The sequence below is a fragment of the Litorivivens sp. genome (genome assembly GCF_041624475.1).
Lineage (GTDB): Bacteria > Pseudomonadota > Gammaproteobacteria > Pseudomonadales > Spongiibacteraceae > Litorivivens.
In genome coordinates, this window is record NZ_JBFJUX010000014.1 from 56,551 (window position 1) to 72,697 (window position 16,147).

The window sequence follows — 16,147 nt, forward strand, 5'->3', positions numbered from 1 at the left end:
AACCGGTCCGATAAAGCCGAAGAGAGCATTATGAATGATAGAGCTGAAAGCGTAGACCAAGAACAGCCGCAGGTAGATTTTGCCAGCGCTGCACTGCCCGGTGCGGCGTTTCACTCGTTAACGGCCAGATACCGGGAGCAATCGCCCGTTGTACCGGTTACATTTCTCGGTCAGCCCGCTTTTTACTTCACATCTTATCAGGCCGTTGAAGCGGCCTTCTGCGATGGCGAAAGCTTTCCGGCACATGCCTGGTATCAGCTTGCCAGTGAGCCGGTTATGGGAAGAACCTTCATCGCCATGCCGCCGCGAGAACATCGTATCTATCGCAAATTGGCAACGCCCGCCTTTCGTTCGCGCGCAGTGGCCGGGCATGACGACGCGGAGTACCGGCGAATTCTGCACGAATTGATCGATGTGTTTGCGGCGCAGCGAGAAGCTGATCTGGTGACGCAACTTACACGCAGTTTCCCCCTGATCATGATCAGTCGCATGCTTGGTCTGCCGATGACGAGGGAGGAAGACTTCAAACGTTGGGCACTGTCATTGCTGAATTTTATCCACGATGCGGAGGAAGGGCTCGGTGCTGCTGCCGAGATCGGTGCATTCCTCAAGCCATTGATTGAAGAGCGCCGGCGCGAGCCCCGGGAGGACGTTCTCAGCGAGCTAGTCATGGCAGAAGTGGAAGGCAGCCGCTTGAGCGACGAAGACATTATTTCTCACGTCCGGCTGCTTTTTCCTACGGGGGCAGACACGACCTACCTCGCATTGGGCAATCTGCTCTACGCATTGCTGACGCAGGAAAATGCGTGGCAAAGGGTAAAATCCGAGCCGGAGCTGCGCAACGGCGCCATTGAAGAACTGCTGCGTTGGGAGCCGCCTGCCGGCATCATCGCCCGGCTTTCGTGCGACCGTGATATTAATTTTTTCGGGACCACGATTCCGGCGAGCAGTGTAGTGCTCTTTGGCGTGGATGCGGCTAATCGCGATCCCGCTGTCTTTTCCGATCCAGACCGATTCGACATACAGCGTAAAACTGAAAAGTTGATGACTTTTGGGCCGGGTCCTCGCGCCTGCCCCGGTATGCACCTGGCGCGTCAGGAGCTCCGGGTTGCGCTGGATGTTTTAGTGCAGCGCCTGCCCGACCTGCGATTGTTGGACCTTGATGCCGCCCGGCCGCGGGGAACCATGTTGCGTGGGCCAGCGGCCTTGCAGGTCGCTTTTTAGACTCGCAATTAACGCTGATTTTCTCCGTGCTGGCTTAGAGTACTTGTTGCAACCAGCGGGAAATGTCTGCAATTTCCTCCGGGCAGACCGCGTGCGGCATGGGATAGGTCTTGTAGGCCGGCGAATAGCCCATCGCTTGCAAAGCGGCAACCGTCTGTTGCCCCAGCATTTCCGGTGCCATCGGGTCCTCGGTACCGTGAAATACATGAATCGGAATGTTGCGGTTGGCCGGGTGTGCTTCCAGCGCGTTCTGCGCCGCAAAGAAACTCGACAGCACCATCAGCCCCGCCAACTTGTCCGGATGGCTCAGTGCCGCATGCAATGCGATAGTGCCGCCCTGTGAGAATCCGGCCAGCACGATACGCTCGCTGGGAATGCCGCGTGCTATCTCGCGTTCAATCAATGCTCGGGTTGCGTTTACCGAGGCCAGGATGTCGGCTTCGTCTACCGCGGTGTCCAGATCCATCCCGCGAATATCAAACCAGGCGGGCATGACCATGCCGCCATTGATGGTGACTGGAATCGAAGGGGCATGGGGAAAGATAAAGCGGATAGGTAATGATTCCGGCAGGCGCAACTCCGGAACAATCGGTTCGAAGTCGTGGCCGTCGGCGCCTAGGCCATGCAGCCAGATCACTGAAGCGCTTGCGGGCTCATTAGGTTCGATCTCTACGCAGGGGAGGTGGGACATGAAGTGGGTCTCGCAATGGTCAGGGAGACTCGCAGCCTAACGGAACGAGGGGGACCTAATCAATCGGCCAAGCCGGATCGGTGAGTGGGCTTAATTGATTGCTCATGTTCACTGTGCAAGAAGGTAGCTGGTCAGTTTCTAATGAAGTTAATAAAGGTTTAATCAGCGTCAGATGAAAAAATGCCTTTTCCCTCACGTTGCCAAGAACAACGGTCGTAATCAGGAGGTGCTGTCTGAGCTCGCCCTCTGATGCTGCCGTGGGGATTCATGGTTTCGATTCGATCGCGAAACGCGCGAACTCGTTCTAAGCCTTGCCCGCGACAAGCCGGTTGGGCTCGGCAGCTTCTGGTGGGAGTGTGGCTACGGTGTTACGCCCTCGATCTTTTCCTCGATACAGTGCTTTGTCCGCCCGGACCAGAGCCGCTTCCTGCGACTCATCGGTGTCCAACACCTGGGTTATGCCTATGGTGATGGTGATTACCAGCTCTGCCAGCTCGCCCGGAACACGAAGTTTCTCAACGCTGGTACGCAGATGTTCGGCAATTCGGTAAGTGTCATTCGGGTTTGAGTCTGGCAGCGCGACAACGAATTCTTCTCCGCCAAACCGGCCAATGATATCGGTTTCCCGCAGCTCCTTGCGCAACAGTTCGGCAACGGCTTTCAGTATGCTATCCCCTGCAGCGTGCCCCTTGCGATCATTAATTTTTTTGAAGTGGTCGATATCGATCATGCACAAACCCAATGGCGCGCCAGTCCGGTGGTGGCGTTTGATTTCCTGTTTGAGCAGCTCCGAGAACCAGCGGCGGTTGTTGAGTCCAGTGAGATGATCGATCTGCGCCAATCGTCGCAGGCTTTCCTCAAGCGCCTGACGCGTTTTGATCTCTTTCTGCAGACGCCGGTTTGATCTTCGTTCTGCAAGCAGAGAAGAAAACTGCTCTCTCTGCAATTGGCTGATACGCAGCGCGGTTATCAAGCCAATCGTGTTCGTCAGAAACAGCGTAAACAGAACACCGACGATACCGGCGCGAGCGAGTAAGCCGCTTGTATAGACGACTGCCAGAAAACCCATACCCAAATACAGGCTGGTAGCAAAGGCCCAGGGAATGCGATTGGGTATGAACAGATAAATGGCCACGGTTACTGCCGCGACTGCAGTAATCTGCGCGGTAATTGTTTCGGGTCGTAACAGGGTCACCAGAATCAGGGCTGTAGCCAACAGTACAATGGCCGAGTTCAAAGGTAAGTCCCGGTTGATCAAGCTAGGGTTTCTGCCCAGGGCGACAGCCAGTGACAGAAAGGCTGCGGCAACCACAATACGTATTGCGGACAGCAGATAGAATTCACGTGTCAGGTCGAGCAGGAGATAGTCGAATATCCCTATCATCGGAAACAGGAATGCCGTCCAGTACAGTGAAACCCTGAGCTGGTGCACATTCCGTGCCTGCATGGAGAGTCGGAAGCGGCGTTCCATCGGAGGGTGTCGGTATTCGCCGCTGTAAGGGCTTAACCGTGCTTGGGGGGCGTGGTCAACAGGCATGGCTGAGCAACGATGGCGGCTTTTTGAATGCGTGAAAAGGCAGAGGGTGAGCGCCCAGCAGAAATTGCATCTTGCATGAAAAGTTCATGCCCGGCAGCGGGCTTGTCGAAAGCATTCTTCGCTCTCTGGTCGGGTCAGGGCCTGACTGTTAACGCAGGCGAACCGAGCGCCATGCGTCTGTCTTTGCGGTAAAGCATATAATTTGCTTTGTGTTCACTAGAGGCTATACAAGCACAAGCCACTTTGGCATCCGTGAATGTACGCATTTGCTGACAGTAGTGCATCGACGGTATCGCTGCATGCAGGGCCTGTAAGCGCGGATTGTCGGGTTCAGCGGCCGGCAGCCTGTGACGTGCTAAGGGCTAGAAGGCGACAGGTTTGCCTGCCCAGTCCACGAAAATGTGTTCGCTGGGGTCGCGTCTTGCATGCATCACTTCAGCGAGCTGTCGTGCGGCCCGTGCAGGGCTGAATAATTGCGTTGCCGGTACATTTCGCTGGAAGGGCTTGGACAGTCCGGTGTCCACGGTTCCCGGATGAAACAGGGTGACCACGCATTTTGGGTGGGTGCGTCGCAGCTCTACTGCGAGGGTTTGAAAACCCTGATTGAGGGCGGCTTTGGAGCAGCGGTAGCTGAACCAGCCCCCGAGTCTATTGTCGCTAATGCTGCCGACTCTCGCTGAAAGAGCAAGCAGGTGAGAGGGTTCGGTTTCTGACAGCAGCGGCGAGAAATACTTCGCTACGAGAAGAGGCCCTAACGCATTGACGGTTATACTGGTAGTAAAGGCGTCTGCGTCAAGGGCTCCCAGTCGACGCTCCGGCTGAAGGGATTCGCCATGCAGTAGCCCGCTGCACACGACAATTGCCGAGAGGCTATCCCCGTTGAGCCGGGTTTTCAGCGCTTCTGCCGCCTTCGACAGCGAGCTCTCGCATGTCAGATCAAGCGTTAAATGATGGGGATCGCTTCTGCTTTGTCGTGAAGCAGTAAACACTCGGGCGTAGCGCCTGCCGGAGCGCCACCGATTTGCCAGAGCAGTCCCAATACCTCCGGATGCGCCGACAATCAGTGCCGCGTCACTCATCGTTTCTCTCACGGCCAGAGTGAATTAAGGCTGCGTGCTGGCTTTGCATCGGAACAATTCAGGCTTCCCGGTCCAACTTCCAGGTACAGGCAGAAGCGTGACTGTACTCCTCGGCCGCGCTTTGTTGCGCGATTGCAATCGGAGCAGGCTTTTGCCGCTCCGCGCGCCGGAAAATACCTACCGTCAGGCAGATTCCGCCAAACATGAGTATGTGTGCGCCCCATACGAAGTGAAAATGAAAGACCGACAGAAAGGACAGTGAAAACACCATACTCCACATCCATCCAAGTGCCTGCATAATGTAGTGCTGGGATGCGAGGTCGAGATGGTGCAGCGGGTTTTTACGGGAATCCATAACCAGCTCATAACTTTCAACGATAAACTTTCTCATGGCGTTTTCCTCTGTGGGTTGCCCTATGCCAAGATTTACGCTTTAAGGTGGGATATGGATCATCCGAATACAGCCGAAGACAGGATGAGACCGGCATGGTCTTATAGATTTGTCCTAAGTGGCTGAATACTCTGCGGCTAGGTAACATAGTTGGCCGAAAGACACCTTGAGACGGACGCTTGCTGATCGGTGCGGCAGGCGCAACGGGGAGAAGGAAAATGATGAGAGAAAAACGAATCGCCAGAGCATTGCTCAGTCTGCGATTGGGTGTATTTGTGGTTATGGTGGTGTGGAGTATCGATAAACTCGTAAACCCTGAGCACAGCGCCCAAGTCTTCGAACACTTTTACGGACTGAAGGGGTTTTCGTTCAGCGCCTTTGCAATACTGGGTGTGCTCCAGTTGGTGCTGGTGATTGCCTTCGTGGCGGGTGTCTTTCAGCGGGTCAGTTATGGGCTGGTGTTCCTCCTGCACGGCGTATCGACGCTGTCGTCGTGGCAACAGTACTTGGATGCTTTCAACAACCTGCTGTTTTTTGCAGCCTGGCCGATGCTGGCCGCATGCTTTGCGCTTTACTACCTGCGCGACATGGATACGTTGCTGGCTTGGGACCATCGATAGCGCGATAAAAATTACGTCTCCGCTTTGACATATAAAGTAGTGTCAAGACAACACAAGGTATTACCTATGAAATTATTTGAAGCCATAACACTCCCGAATGGTGTGAGTATTCCAAACCGCATAGCCAAGGCGGCGATGGAGGAGAACATGGCCGACGAGCGCATGGGTCCGTCGAAAGCACTGATGCAGCTCTATCAGGCCTGGGCGGATGGTGGTGCAGGCTTGCTGATCTCCGGTAATGTGATGGTTGATCGGCGTGCCATGACCGGGCCGGGTGGTGTCGTGCTTGAAGACGACCACCAGCTTGATAAGTTCAAACGATGGGCTGCGATAGGGCGTTCTCGCGGGGCTCAGTTCTGGATGCAAATCAATCACCCTGGGCGCCAGATGCAGAACAACCTGGGTCAGGAAACCTGGGCGCCATCAGCGGTATCACTTGATATGGGCGGATTTTCCAAGCGCTTTGATACGCCCAAGGCAATGTCCGAAGGCAAAATTGCGGACGTAATAAAGCGCTTTATTCGCACCGCGAAACTCGCAGAAGAGAGCGGCTTTAGCGGTGTCCAAATACACGCTGCTCATGGTTATCTGCTGAGCCAGTTTTTATCGCCGCTGACTAATCACAGGCAGGACCAATGGGGTGGCTCGCTGGAAAATCGGGCGAGGGTTTTAATAGAAGTTGTAAAGGGAGTAAGACGTGCGGTCTCCCCGGAATTTGCGGTCTCAGTGAAGCTCAACTCGGCAGATTTTCAGCGCGGCGGCTTCAGCCCCGAGGATGCCCGCGAGGTCGTTGCGATGCTCAACCACCTGTCGGTGGATCTGGTGGAGTTGTCAGGAGGCAGTTACGAAGCCCCGGCTATGCACGGTCGCACTCGCGACGAGCGAACCCTTGCGCGCGAAGCCTACTTTCTTGAATTTGCCAAAGATATTCAGGCGACGGCCAGTATGCCGATCATGGTTACCGGCGGTATCCGGCGCGTGCAAGTTGCGGAAACGGTGGTTAACAGCGGTGTCGACATGGTGGGTATTGCTACGGCACTGGCCATTGATCCGAAACTGCCGATCGACTGGCAGAAAGGAAAAGATCGCGCGCCCATGCTGGAAGTGGCAAAGTGGAACAACAAAACTCTGGCCTCGCTGGCGTATATGGCAACGGTGAAGTACCAGCTCACAAAGCTTAGCAAAAATAGCAAGCCTAATCCGAAAGTGTCGCAGTTATGGGCACTACTCAGCGGGCAGGTAAAAATTGCCGCGCAGGCGCGGCGTTACCGGAAAAGAATGGCGGCTTGAACTGAAAGCCATTGATTGGCGTTAAGAGATATTACAATGGACAAAAATAATACCAATTCGCCATTGTCTGTTCGTCTGGGGTTTGCCCGGCAACAGGATGTGGTCACAGATAGTAGCGGCGCCTTGCGAGTGCCGACGCGCTATGACACGGGGGGCGGCGCCGGCAATACCGTTGAGACGCATTGGTGTCAGGCTGTGGATCTGGCCGCTGACCGTGCGCAGGCGCCGGGCCTAGCAAAGGCCGGATTTGATCAGATTGATCTGGCTGGACGCAAGGATTTGCAGTCTCTTCTGACTGAGGTTAATCACGCCGGTGAGTTGGATGAGTTAAGTGCAAAACGCATTCGCAGAGAGATTCAAGGGAAAACCTTTCACCTGCTGAATGGCCGCCGGCTGAAGGTGCTATTTGTCGCGCCGGAGGGCTTTATCATGCGCCGCTCCGGTCCCAATGGTTTGGATATTTCGCCCGGTCAGGCGATGACAGAGCGCAATGGTCATAAGGCTGCTGATCAGGTGCACGGCGATCAGAACGTCTACGGAACGCCGCTAAAGAAGATGCTGAAGCGCACGGCACCCTGGCTATTCCGCCATCAAACCCTAGGGCGCCGCAATCGCGTTTCACCTTTCTTTCTTTTGAACCTGTGGGTACCACTGCAGCAGCATACCCAGCCGCTGACGCTGGCGGATCGTCGCAGCATCAATAGCGCGCAACACCAGATCTGTTATGCGCTACCTACAGAAGGTTTTCTGGAGCGGGAAGAAGATCAAGCACTTAATGATCTCTGGCTGTTTCTGCACGATCAAAAACAACAGTGGTACTGCGACACCTCGATGAATCACGAGCGCGCCTATGTGTTTGATACCCTGGGTGCCCCCCACGGCGCGGCGACGCTGCCGGGTGAAGATGTCGCGGAGATCTATTTTCGAAAACTGAGCGAGATTATTGACTGTGTTGATCGAGGGGAGTCACTTTTAACCTTAGAGCATACGGCGTCGCTACCCGATGTACCGCCCGCAGCGCCCGATCGCCTGCGACAGCTTTTATCTTCCGCTGGCGAGCTCATTAATGAGGCCGCAGAGGCTTCAACGCTCACGGGAAGCGGGTGGTCGGACCGCGCTCGCGCAGTCGCCCGCTCTTTTATCCGGCAGTCACTTGAAATGCGGCTTGTGGCCCTGGTCTATTAAGTTGCAAAGGGCGCTCTCTCAGGGTTGGGGAGCGCCGGCTAATTGCAGCGCGAGATTCTGAAATAGCGTCGTAGCGGGCAAGCCGTCAATGAGGGGCGCCATAATAAAAATTGCCGCCGCACCCCAGCCGTAGGCAGGATGTATCCGGTGATGACGCCTAAGGTCGGCGAGCATGCCGACAGCGACAAAGGAAAGCAGGCTTCCCACAACCACCCAGGAACTCATTTGATTCATAGCGATGATTTGCAGGCGGCCGACGGCCGGTGCAATAACGCAGACAGTGGCGCAGAACATCAGCCGTCGGTGCCAGTCGGTTTCTCGCCGCAGATGCAGGGCGGTAAACACCAGTGCCGCAAAGCAAACAATATTGACCCAGTCGAGCGCCAGAAAGTAAGCCGGTGTGAATACGGGAGGGACTCGCCCGACAGAGACGGTGAACGGAGTGAGGACTAACCCCATTATAACCATCCAGCCCGCGAGCAATGCTCCAACTCGGCCGAGACGTCGGTGGTGCTGCAATTCACCTCGATAGGCCAGCGTATTTTGAGTGATGTACAGGGCGATCCAGGCCATAAAACTGACAGCATGAAGATGCACCCACCAGGGCGAACTGAAAGATGAAATGCCCAAGGCAGCAAACCCGCCGAAACCGATCACGACGGTTGCCGCAATGGCGTACGCCATCCGCAGGAAAAATAAGCGCTCTGCTGACTCGAAGTCGGCCACCCCTGATTGAGGAATCGTTGTGTTCATTAGGCCAGATGCCTCCCCCGGTCAGGGAACGTTTGTAAAGTGGGGCGGTGAGTGAATGACAAGATTCTGCTTATATACCCTTGTCAGAAACTAATCTGATTTGATACGTAGCTCAATCCCCCTTCATTAGAATATTAGGGGCTAAAATCTAGACTACTCAGATTGATCGATAATAAGCGTTTAGAGACGAGCTCGACGCGGAAGGGCGATCGGGTAGCCACCATCAGCGCTGACTTTATCAGGATGGCGTCGGGCTTAGCGATGAGAGGAAGTTTCAAGAAAAAGCGGCGCCTGGCTCCTTGGGTTATGCTGACTGATACAAATGCCTTTGAATTACGTAGACAAGGCCATGCGAACAGACACACTGCGAATCATTCTGGGTGATCAACTCAATCGGGACAGTCCACTTTTTGAGGAAGCGACCGAGGGCGATTGTTTCTGGATGGCGGAGGTGGTGGGCGAAAGCCAGCATGTACCCTCGCACAAAGCGCGGTCGACTTATTTCCTGTCGGCTATGCGCCACTTTTCACAAGAACTGCGCTCAGAGCCTTACCGGCTGGAATACCTTCACCTCAATGACCACGCCTGGCCATCTTTGAAAGAGGCCTTGGCGGCCACATTGCAAACCCTCGCTCCTTCCCGAATTGCAGTGGTCCAACCGGGTGATCTGAGAATGCAGGCTGAGCTGCAAGCCGCAGCTCGTGATGCTGACATACCGCTGGACATTTTAAGCGACAGCCATTTTCTGTCTTCGCCCGAACACTTTGCGCATTGGGCCAGGAACAGAAAATCGCTGCGCATGGAATACTTCTATCGGGAGATGCGCAAGGACTTCGGCATTCTCATGGATGGCGACGGTCCGGCCGGAGGAAGCTGGAACTTTGACAGTGACAATCGCGGCAGTTTTGGTCGCGAGGGCCCCGGTATGCTGGCCAGTCCGATACGCTTCCCGCCAGATGCGATTACGCAATCGGCTATCGATGATGTGAATCGATATCTTGCTGAGAATCCGGGGCAGACGACGCACTTTGACTGGCCCGTGACGAGCGACGAAGCCCGGCAGGCACTTCGGGACTTTATCGGCAATCGATTGATTGCTTTTGGCGACTATCAGGATGCCATGTGGACGGCAGAGCCCTGGCTTTATCACTCCCGAATTTCTGCGGCGCTCAACCTTAAGTTACTCAACCCGCGGGAAGTCATTGATGCCGTTGAACAGGCCTGGCGAAATGGCACTGTCGCCATTAACGCCGCCGAAGGCTTTATCCGCCAGGTTCTGGGTTGGCGGGAGTTTGTGAGGGGGCTGTACTTTACTTACTTTGATCGATTTAGTCAGGGTAATGCTCTCAATGCCAATGAGCCTTTGCCCGGTTTCTATTGGACCGGCGAAACTCATATGCAGTGTCTGGCGCAGAGCATTACACAGACGCTGGAATTGGGTTATGCCCACCATATTCAGCGACTGATGGTGACCGGCCTCTTTGCGCAATTGCTCGGCGTCGAGCCGCAAGCCATCCACGCGTGGTACCTGGGTATCTATGTCGATGCCGTCGAGTGGGTTGAGATGCCGAATACCTTGGGAATGTCGCAATATGCCGACGGTGGTTTGATGGCTTCCAAACCTTACATCGCCTCCGGTAAATACATACAGCGCATGAGCAATTACTGTGACCAGTGTCGCTACAAACCGGACAAGCGCACGGGTGAAGAAGCCTGCCCGTTCACTGTTCTATACTGGGATTTTCTCATGCGCCATGAAAAGACCTTCAGCAAACACCCGCGTATGGCTTTGCAGTGTCGCAATCTGGCGCGCATCAAACCGCAGGAAAAGTCGGATATCAGGCAGCGTGCTGCGGTGCTGCGTGAAACGGTCGATTCCCTGTAACAGGCGCGGTAAACATCGAGCTTGCCGCTGATATCAGACCCCCATTAATTACGAAGAGACTTTTGCGCCTTAATCAAAACTACCTTTATAACCTCAGGCAATGCTATTGATCTTGAGGTGAGTCATAGCCATGCTGTTGTCATGTCGAGCTATCGTATTCTGACGCTGAATATCCATAAGGGCTTCTCTGCCGGTAATCGGACCTTTACTCTGGAGGGTATACGCGATTGCCTGCGCGCAAGTGAAGCCAATGTGGTTTTTCTGCAGGAAGTGGTTGGCGAAAATGAGAAGAGACGACAAAAGGTCGCCGACTGGCCCGACAGCAACCAGCTCGAATATCTGGCGGACTCAGTCTGGGAACATTTTGCCTATGGCAAAAACGCCATTTATGAACACGGCCACCACGGCAATGCCATTCTGAGCGAAATTCCTTTTAAAGATTTCAGAAATATCGATCTCAGTGTCTATTCCTTTTCCCAGCGCGGCATTCTCCACGGTAAGACTGAGGAAGGTATACATCTCCTCTGTGTGCATCTAGGCCTGTTCGAAAAGGAGCGACAGCAGCAAGTGCGCCGACTAATTGACTATATCGAGGAGGAAATCCCACGAGACGAGGCGCTGATTCTGGCGGGCGATTTCAATGACTGGAGAGGAAAGGCCCATGCTCAAATTGAGGGCCGTCTGGGCCTGGTAGAAAGCGAACTGAAGGTGCGAGGAAAACTGGCCAGAACCTTTCCCGCGCTGGCACCGGTTCTGGCAATGGATCGGATTTATCAACGCGGCTTTGAGGTGATGACGAGCCAGGTACTGTCAGGCAAGCCCTGGAAGCAAGTCTCTGATCACTGTGCCATCGTATCCGAGCTGCGTCGTCGTTAAAGCACGTAATATGGGGTGTTGCTGGAAAAACCCACTACAGTTGCGCGACGCTGAAGGATACTGCCTAGCTATCGACTGCTTCGACCGTTGCGGCGTCTTCGCGCCAAGGCTTCTTCTTGAAAGGTACTGCTAGCTGAGACCACCAGCTGTCTGGAATGTCGTCATGCTCAATACCCAGCTGCTCCGGCCCTGACCTTTCCGCATCGCGGTAGCGAGTGCCAAATACCACATCCCAGAACAGAAAGTTGCTGCCGTAATTGTGATTTGCCTCAGACACTTTTACCGAATGGTGCCAGCGATGCATTTCGCCAACGCTGAATATCCAGCTCAGAGGGCCGAGTTTGAAATTGATATTCGCGTGCTGGAACAGGCCGAGCAGTGAATTTGCCAGTCCGATAAGAACCAGCACTTCCGCACCGGCACCGGCCAAGGCCAGCGGAATGGCGTTAAACACACCGCGGAACACTACTTCGCCAAAATGCGCGCGTGTTGCATTAAGCCAGTACAGTCGTTTGGGGTTGTGATGGATGGCATGAAACCGCCACAAAAAGGGAACCTCGTGCATCCAGCGGTGGGGCCAGTAATCAAAGAACTCCACGACAAGGCAGGCCAGCAGAAATTGACCGAGCAATGGCCAGTCTGAGGGCCATAGGCCTGCGCCCACTGACTCCGACAGCATGGCGCCGCCAAACACAATGCCGGCACTGACCAGCGGTTGCACCAGGGCGTTAATGCCAAAGTAGCTGGGTAAATACAACAGATCGGCGGTGAGATCGCCTTGCGACTGATTCCACTCGGCACGGTATGGGAGCAGCCGTTCAAGAACCACCACCAGCACGAGGCTGGCAAAGGTGCCTATGCCGGCGATCAGGCTGGCGGGATGCCCGGAATCAATGGCCCACACCGCGCCGCCCAGGACGGCGGCAACGGCTACTGGAAACACAAGCCACGAAATGACATCTGTTGCTCTCATCGACTTCTCTCGCTCAATCCATCCCAACCAAGGCTATTATGGCGCTGCGAACGGCGGCTGGCTACCTGACGGTCAGGATTGAGTCGCCGCGCTCTGCATCGCCTGAAAGTCCTCGTCGATATCCATCGCTATGCGCGCCCGCTTCAGTGCCAACTGGCTGTGGTAGGCCGCTGCCGCCTGCACATCTGCGTTGTTTAGCGAGCCCAGTGCAGCCAGTGCCTTCTGCAGCCTGACCGCGACTTCAACGGTACCCGCGCCGTCGCGGGCTATGGCCGTAAACGCGTCGTCGAACATGTCGTTTATTGACAGGCTGGGGACTTCCACGCGCTCATATTTCATGGTCGGCACCTGCTCTTCGGCTAAGGGGTCGCACCACTGCGTAAACAGGCGAGTGAGTGTGCTGACGATGCCAATCGCGGTGCCGGGATCATTAATGGCCTCGGAAAGCGCCCTTGAAGCAATCTCTGATAACACCACCAGTCCAAATCTGGGGTCATCGTCAAACAGCCGTGTACTGCCGATCTGGAATGCTTTGCTGAGCGTTTCCAGCTTGGCGTCAGACTGGGTGCTGACATAAGCCAGTGGTCGGCCCGGCGCCGCGAGTGTGCCGGGCAGCGCGACCACCTGAATATTAGCCTGCGCATCTTCTGCCCACTGTTGCAGGGCCGCCATATCGATATGTTGCACATAACCCACGCCGGCGGCATAGATCGCGCGGCCACTGGGTGTGGTCAGCAGTTCTGCGCCGCCGAGATAGGGTAAAAGCCGGCGCCGCCGAATTGCGTCTTCTGTGGCCTGTTCGACCTTTTCTATTGTGGAGCCGAGTCTGCCGAGCCTGGCGATGCGATCGACCCAGCGCACAAAGGTAAAAATAACGATGGCGAAAACCACGCCGGTCAGAACGAACAGCAAGAAAATCCCCGCAGTCTCGTAGTAGTCATTTTTGACTGCCGTCAGCGCCACAATGCTGTAGATAAAAGCGCCAACGAAGGTAGACAGTGCGTTCTGCGAGGCGTCGTCAGCTACGACCAGCGAAAATGAACGCGGCGTTGCTGTGCTGCTGGCTGAGGCATAGGCGGACACCATCGACGACACCGAAAAGGTGGCGATGACCAGCATGCTAGCTGCCATGATCGAGAGGGCGGTCTCAACAGAATCTATCGAAATGGACGGAACAAAGGCCCCCAGATCGCTGCGGTCGGCGAGCTTGGCGATAAACGCGCCGGCAATCGACAAGATACAAACCACCAATGGCTTCAGCCAGAGCCTGTCTCTAAGCCGGCTAACCAGAAAGCGTAACCGGTCTGCCGATATAATTTTCACTGGCTTCCCCTTTGTATTAGTTAGAGCAAGAGTATCGCTTTTTTCTTATGTAACGCGGAGCATCCAGCAACAGCGTCTGCCAGCGATCCCTTGCGGCTTATCTTTTGTCGTCGATTCTGCCTATGGTACCTGTCTATCTGGGGAGTGGCGATATTCCCATTATGCAAGAGAGATTTCGCTAACTAGCCCAGTAAGCGTCTCTTGGGTATATAGCAATCTCCCATCACTACCGGAGCTGAAAAACCGGGAGGCAAATACAGCGTAGGGACATCAACGAAAAGTGTCATTCTTGGTCGGATCACACACTTTGCGTTGATTTGCCTGCAAAATCCTCTAGGGTTGGAGTCATGCAGTGACTGTGGAGCGGCTATGCACTGGTTTTTGATCTCGGTTCATGTCGTCATCATGACGATAGCGCTGGTGCACGCCTTGGTGTACAAGCGAGACCACCGGGCCGCATTGGGCTGGATCGGGGTAATTATCGTCTTCCCCATAGCCGGTCCACTTATCTATTTCCTCTTCGGCATTAATCGGGTTCGATCAGCGGCGCGGCGTTTTTCAGGGCACTATCTGCCTTACTTCCATTTTGGTTACAAACGCGGTGAACGCCCTGTGCTGGATTCACCTTTCGTTGACGAAGCTACGCTTCCCGCCATCATGCAGGTAGGCAGGAAAGTTACCCGTCAGAATCTTGCCAGCGGTAACCGTATTGAGGTGCTGATCAATGGCGAGGGTTTTTTTCCGCGTCTGCTTGACGCCATTGCCGGGGCCAATGAGAGCGTCCTGATTTCCAGCTATCTGTTTTCGCGCAAGGGTATTGCTGGCGAGGTAATTCAGGCACTTGGGGATGCAGTGTCGCGCGGTGTGACTGTGCGGGTTCTGATTGACGGCGCAGGTGTGTTTTACAGTGGCAGAATGGCCGTACCGAAATTGCGCAAGGCCGGTGTTGAATTGGCTGAGTTTATGCCGCTGTCTCTGTTCCCGCCCTCGTTTGGGCTCAATCTGCGAAACCACCGCAAGATTAGTGTGGTAGACGGCCGCGTGGCTTTTTTTGGTGGCATCAATATTGATCCGCGTCATATGGTCAGGGCAGCGGACAACCGGCATCCAACCAGAGATGTGCATTTTTCAGCAAGTGGTCCGGTGGTCCTGAGTTTGCAGCAGGTGTTTGCCCGAGACTGGTGGATGGCAACCCGTCAAACGCTGGATGATCTGCCGATGCCTTCAGTACAGGATTGTGCTGGCGACGTTGGCTGTCGCGTGATTGATGATGGTCCCGATGAAAATCTCGACGCCCTGGCAATGACGCTGCTCGGTGTCATCACGGCTGCCCGGCATTCCCTGATGATCATGACACCCTACTTTTTGCCGGCCAGGGAGTTGGTCGCGGCGATTCAGTCAGCCAGTCTGCGCGGTGTGCGTGTTCAGATTGTGATACCCGAACGCAGCAATCTGCCCTTTGTCGACTGGGCAACCCGCAACATGCTGTGGGAGCTGGTATTGTGGAATGTTGAGGTCTATGCCCAGCCGGCGCCTTTTGCCCACAGCAAACTGCTGGCCATCGATGGCTGCTATGTTATGGGGGGATCAGCCAATATTGATCCGCGCAGTCTGCGGCTCAACTTCGAGTTGGGTGTGGAGATGTTCAATGATGATCTCGCCCGGACAGTGGAAGCCCACATCGAAGAGGCCGTGGCGCACAGCCGGCGGATTACCATGGAGGAACTCGACAATCGCCCCCTGCCAATTCGCATTCGCGATGCAGTATTCTGGTTGTTTTCCAGCTACCTGTGAGGACATTGGTGCGGGCGCGACATTAATCGAACGGTTTGCACTCCTATTGCAGAAAGTACTACGCGCAATACTTGCTTAAAACGGGCTCAGTCAAATAGCACCGACGGGTCGCCGGCAAACAATGACCAGGAGGCATCACGGCGGACGATGCGCCAACCTTCCGGACGTCGCTGCCACTGATCGACGTATTCCCCGTGAGTATCGAAAATCGCGCTGCTTTTGTCACCTTTACCTTGATGCCTTGCCTGCACATAGGCGCGGCTGATGGCGCGGTCACCGTCTATCTCGAGCTGAATACTGCCGAGAAGATGTTGCATGGCGCTGCAGCGATCGTGAAACTTCTTGAATTGCTCCAACAGGGCGTCGAGCCCTTTCTTCTCGCCGCCGTCGCCGTAGTCAAAGGTGATATCGTCTGCAAAGACGTCGCCGATGCGCTCCCAGTGTTTTCCGTCCACCACCCGAGGGAAGGCCGCAAGCGTATTCATAATGGCGCGATCGTCAGCAATGTTTGAATGGTCCACCAGCG

15 protein-coding genes are annotated in these 16,147 nt (G+C 55.0%); 7 read left to right on the top strand and 8 right to left on the bottom strand.

The features are described from left to right. Positions 1 to 30 precede the first annotated feature (30 nt). On the top strand, positions 31 to 1,224 hold the full coding sequence (locus ABY734_RS13720) for a cytochrome P450 (protein ID WP_372779864.1): 1,194 nt from the start codon (positions 31 to 33) through the stop codon (positions 1,222 to 1,224). 34 nt (positions 1,225 to 1,258) lie between these two features. Here ABY734_RS13720 and ABY734_RS13725 read toward each other — a convergent pair whose 3' ends face one another. The 4 genes from ABY734_RS13725 to ABY734_RS13740 form a co-directional block, all read right to left on the bottom strand. Continuing rightward, the gene (locus ABY734_RS13725) at positions 1,259 to 1,915 is read right to left on the bottom strand and encodes an alpha/beta hydrolase (RefSeq protein ID WP_372779865.1); all 657 of its coding nucleotides are present in this window, start codon (positions 1,913 to 1,915) and stop codon (positions 1,259 to 1,261) included. A gap of 304 nt (positions 1,916 to 2,219) precedes the next feature. Next, positions 2,220 to 3,386 carry a GGDEF domain-containing protein gene (locus ABY734_RS13730; RefSeq protein ID WP_372779866.1) on the bottom strand — a complete coding sequence of 389 codons (1,167 nt, stop codon included), beginning with the start codon at positions 3,384 to 3,386 and terminating at the stop codon, positions 2,220 to 2,222. A gap of 428 nt (positions 3,387 to 3,814) precedes the next feature. After that, positions 3,815 to 4,531 carry an SDR family NAD(P)-dependent oxidoreductase gene (locus ABY734_RS13735; RefSeq protein WP_372779867.1) on the bottom strand — a complete coding sequence of 239 codons (717 nt, stop codon included), beginning with the start codon at positions 4,529 to 4,531 and terminating at the stop codon, positions 3,815 to 3,817. 58 nt (positions 4,532 to 4,589) lie between these two features. Beyond that, positions 4,590 to 4,922, bottom strand: a complete 333-nt coding sequence (locus tag ABY734_RS13740) for a hypothetical protein (RefSeq protein ID WP_372779868.1) — start codon at positions 4,920 to 4,922, stop codon at positions 4,590 to 4,592. Positions 4,923 to 5,140: 218 nt separating this feature from the next. Between ABY734_RS13740 and ABY734_RS13745 the strand changes: the two genes are divergently transcribed. The 3 genes from ABY734_RS13745 (at position 5,141) to ABY734_RS13755 (ending at position 8,017) form a co-directional block, all read left to right on the top strand. After that, a complete protein-coding gene (locus tag ABY734_RS13745) occupies positions 5,141 to 5,542 on the top strand; it encodes a hypothetical protein (protein WP_372779869.1) in 402 nt (133 codons plus the stop codon). A 66-nt stretch (positions 5,543 to 5,608) separates the two neighbouring features. Then, positions 5,609 to 6,832: an NADH:flavin oxidoreductase/NADH oxidase family protein gene (locus ABY734_RS13750; RefSeq protein ID WP_372779870.1), complete on the top strand. Its 1,224-nt coding sequence runs from the start codon at positions 5,609 to 5,611 to the stop codon at positions 6,830 to 6,832. A gap of 36 nt (positions 6,833 to 6,868) precedes the next feature. Beyond that, the gene (locus ABY734_RS13755) at positions 6,869 to 8,017 is read left to right on the top strand and encodes a hypothetical protein (RefSeq protein WP_372779871.1); all 1,149 of its coding nucleotides are present in this window, start codon (positions 6,869 to 6,871) and stop codon (positions 8,015 to 8,017) included. 18 nt (positions 8,018 to 8,035) lie between these two features. Here the strand turns inward: ABY734_RS13755 and ABY734_RS13760 are convergent, their stop codons facing one another. Further along, positions 8,036 to 8,770: a hypothetical protein gene (locus tag ABY734_RS13760; protein WP_372779872.1), complete on the bottom strand. Its 735-nt coding sequence runs from the start codon at positions 8,768 to 8,770 to the stop codon at positions 8,036 to 8,038. A 349-nt stretch (positions 8,771 to 9,119) separates the two neighbouring features. Here ABY734_RS13760 and ABY734_RS13765 point away from each other — a divergent pair, with 349 nt between their 5' ends. Then, the gene (locus tag ABY734_RS13765) at positions 9,120 to 10,655 is read left to right on the top strand and encodes a cryptochrome/photolyase family protein (protein ID WP_372779873.1); all 1,536 of its coding nucleotides are present in this window, start codon (positions 9,120 to 9,122) and stop codon (positions 10,653 to 10,655) included. 141 nt (positions 10,656 to 10,796) lie between these two features. Continuing rightward, positions 10,797 to 11,531: an endonuclease/exonuclease/phosphatase family protein gene (locus ABY734_RS13770; RefSeq protein WP_372779874.1), complete on the top strand. Its 735-nt coding sequence runs from the start codon at positions 10,797 to 10,799 to the stop codon at positions 11,529 to 11,531. Between the two features lie 64 nt (positions 11,532 to 11,595). On the opposite strand, the gene ABY734_RS13775 is transcribed toward ABY734_RS13770, so the two are convergent. Next, positions 11,596 to 12,504, bottom strand: a complete 909-nt coding sequence (locus ABY734_RS13775) for a sterol desaturase family protein (protein ID WP_372779875.1) — start codon at positions 12,502 to 12,504, stop codon at positions 11,596 to 11,598. 72 nt (positions 12,505 to 12,576) lie between these two features. Further along, positions 12,577 to 13,827, bottom strand: a complete 1,251-nt coding sequence (locus tag ABY734_RS13780) for a DUF2254 domain-containing protein (protein WP_372779876.1) — start codon at positions 13,825 to 13,827, stop codon at positions 12,577 to 12,579. A 369-nt stretch (positions 13,828 to 14,196) separates the two neighbouring features. Here ABY734_RS13780 and ABY734_RS13785 point away from each other — a divergent pair, with 369 nt between their 5' ends. Continuing rightward, a complete protein-coding gene (locus ABY734_RS13785) occupies positions 14,197 to 15,621 on the top strand; it encodes a phospholipase D-like domain-containing protein (protein WP_372779877.1) in 1,425 nt (474 codons plus the stop codon). 86 nt (positions 15,622 to 15,707) lie between these two features. Here the strand turns inward: ABY734_RS13785 and ABY734_RS13790 are convergent, their stop codons facing one another. After that, on the bottom strand, positions 15,708 to 16,142 hold the full coding sequence (locus ABY734_RS13790; protein WP_372779878.1) for a nuclear transport factor 2 family protein: 435 nt from the start codon (positions 16,140 to 16,142) through the stop codon (positions 15,708 to 15,710). Positions 16,143 to 16,147: the final 5 nt, after the last annotated feature.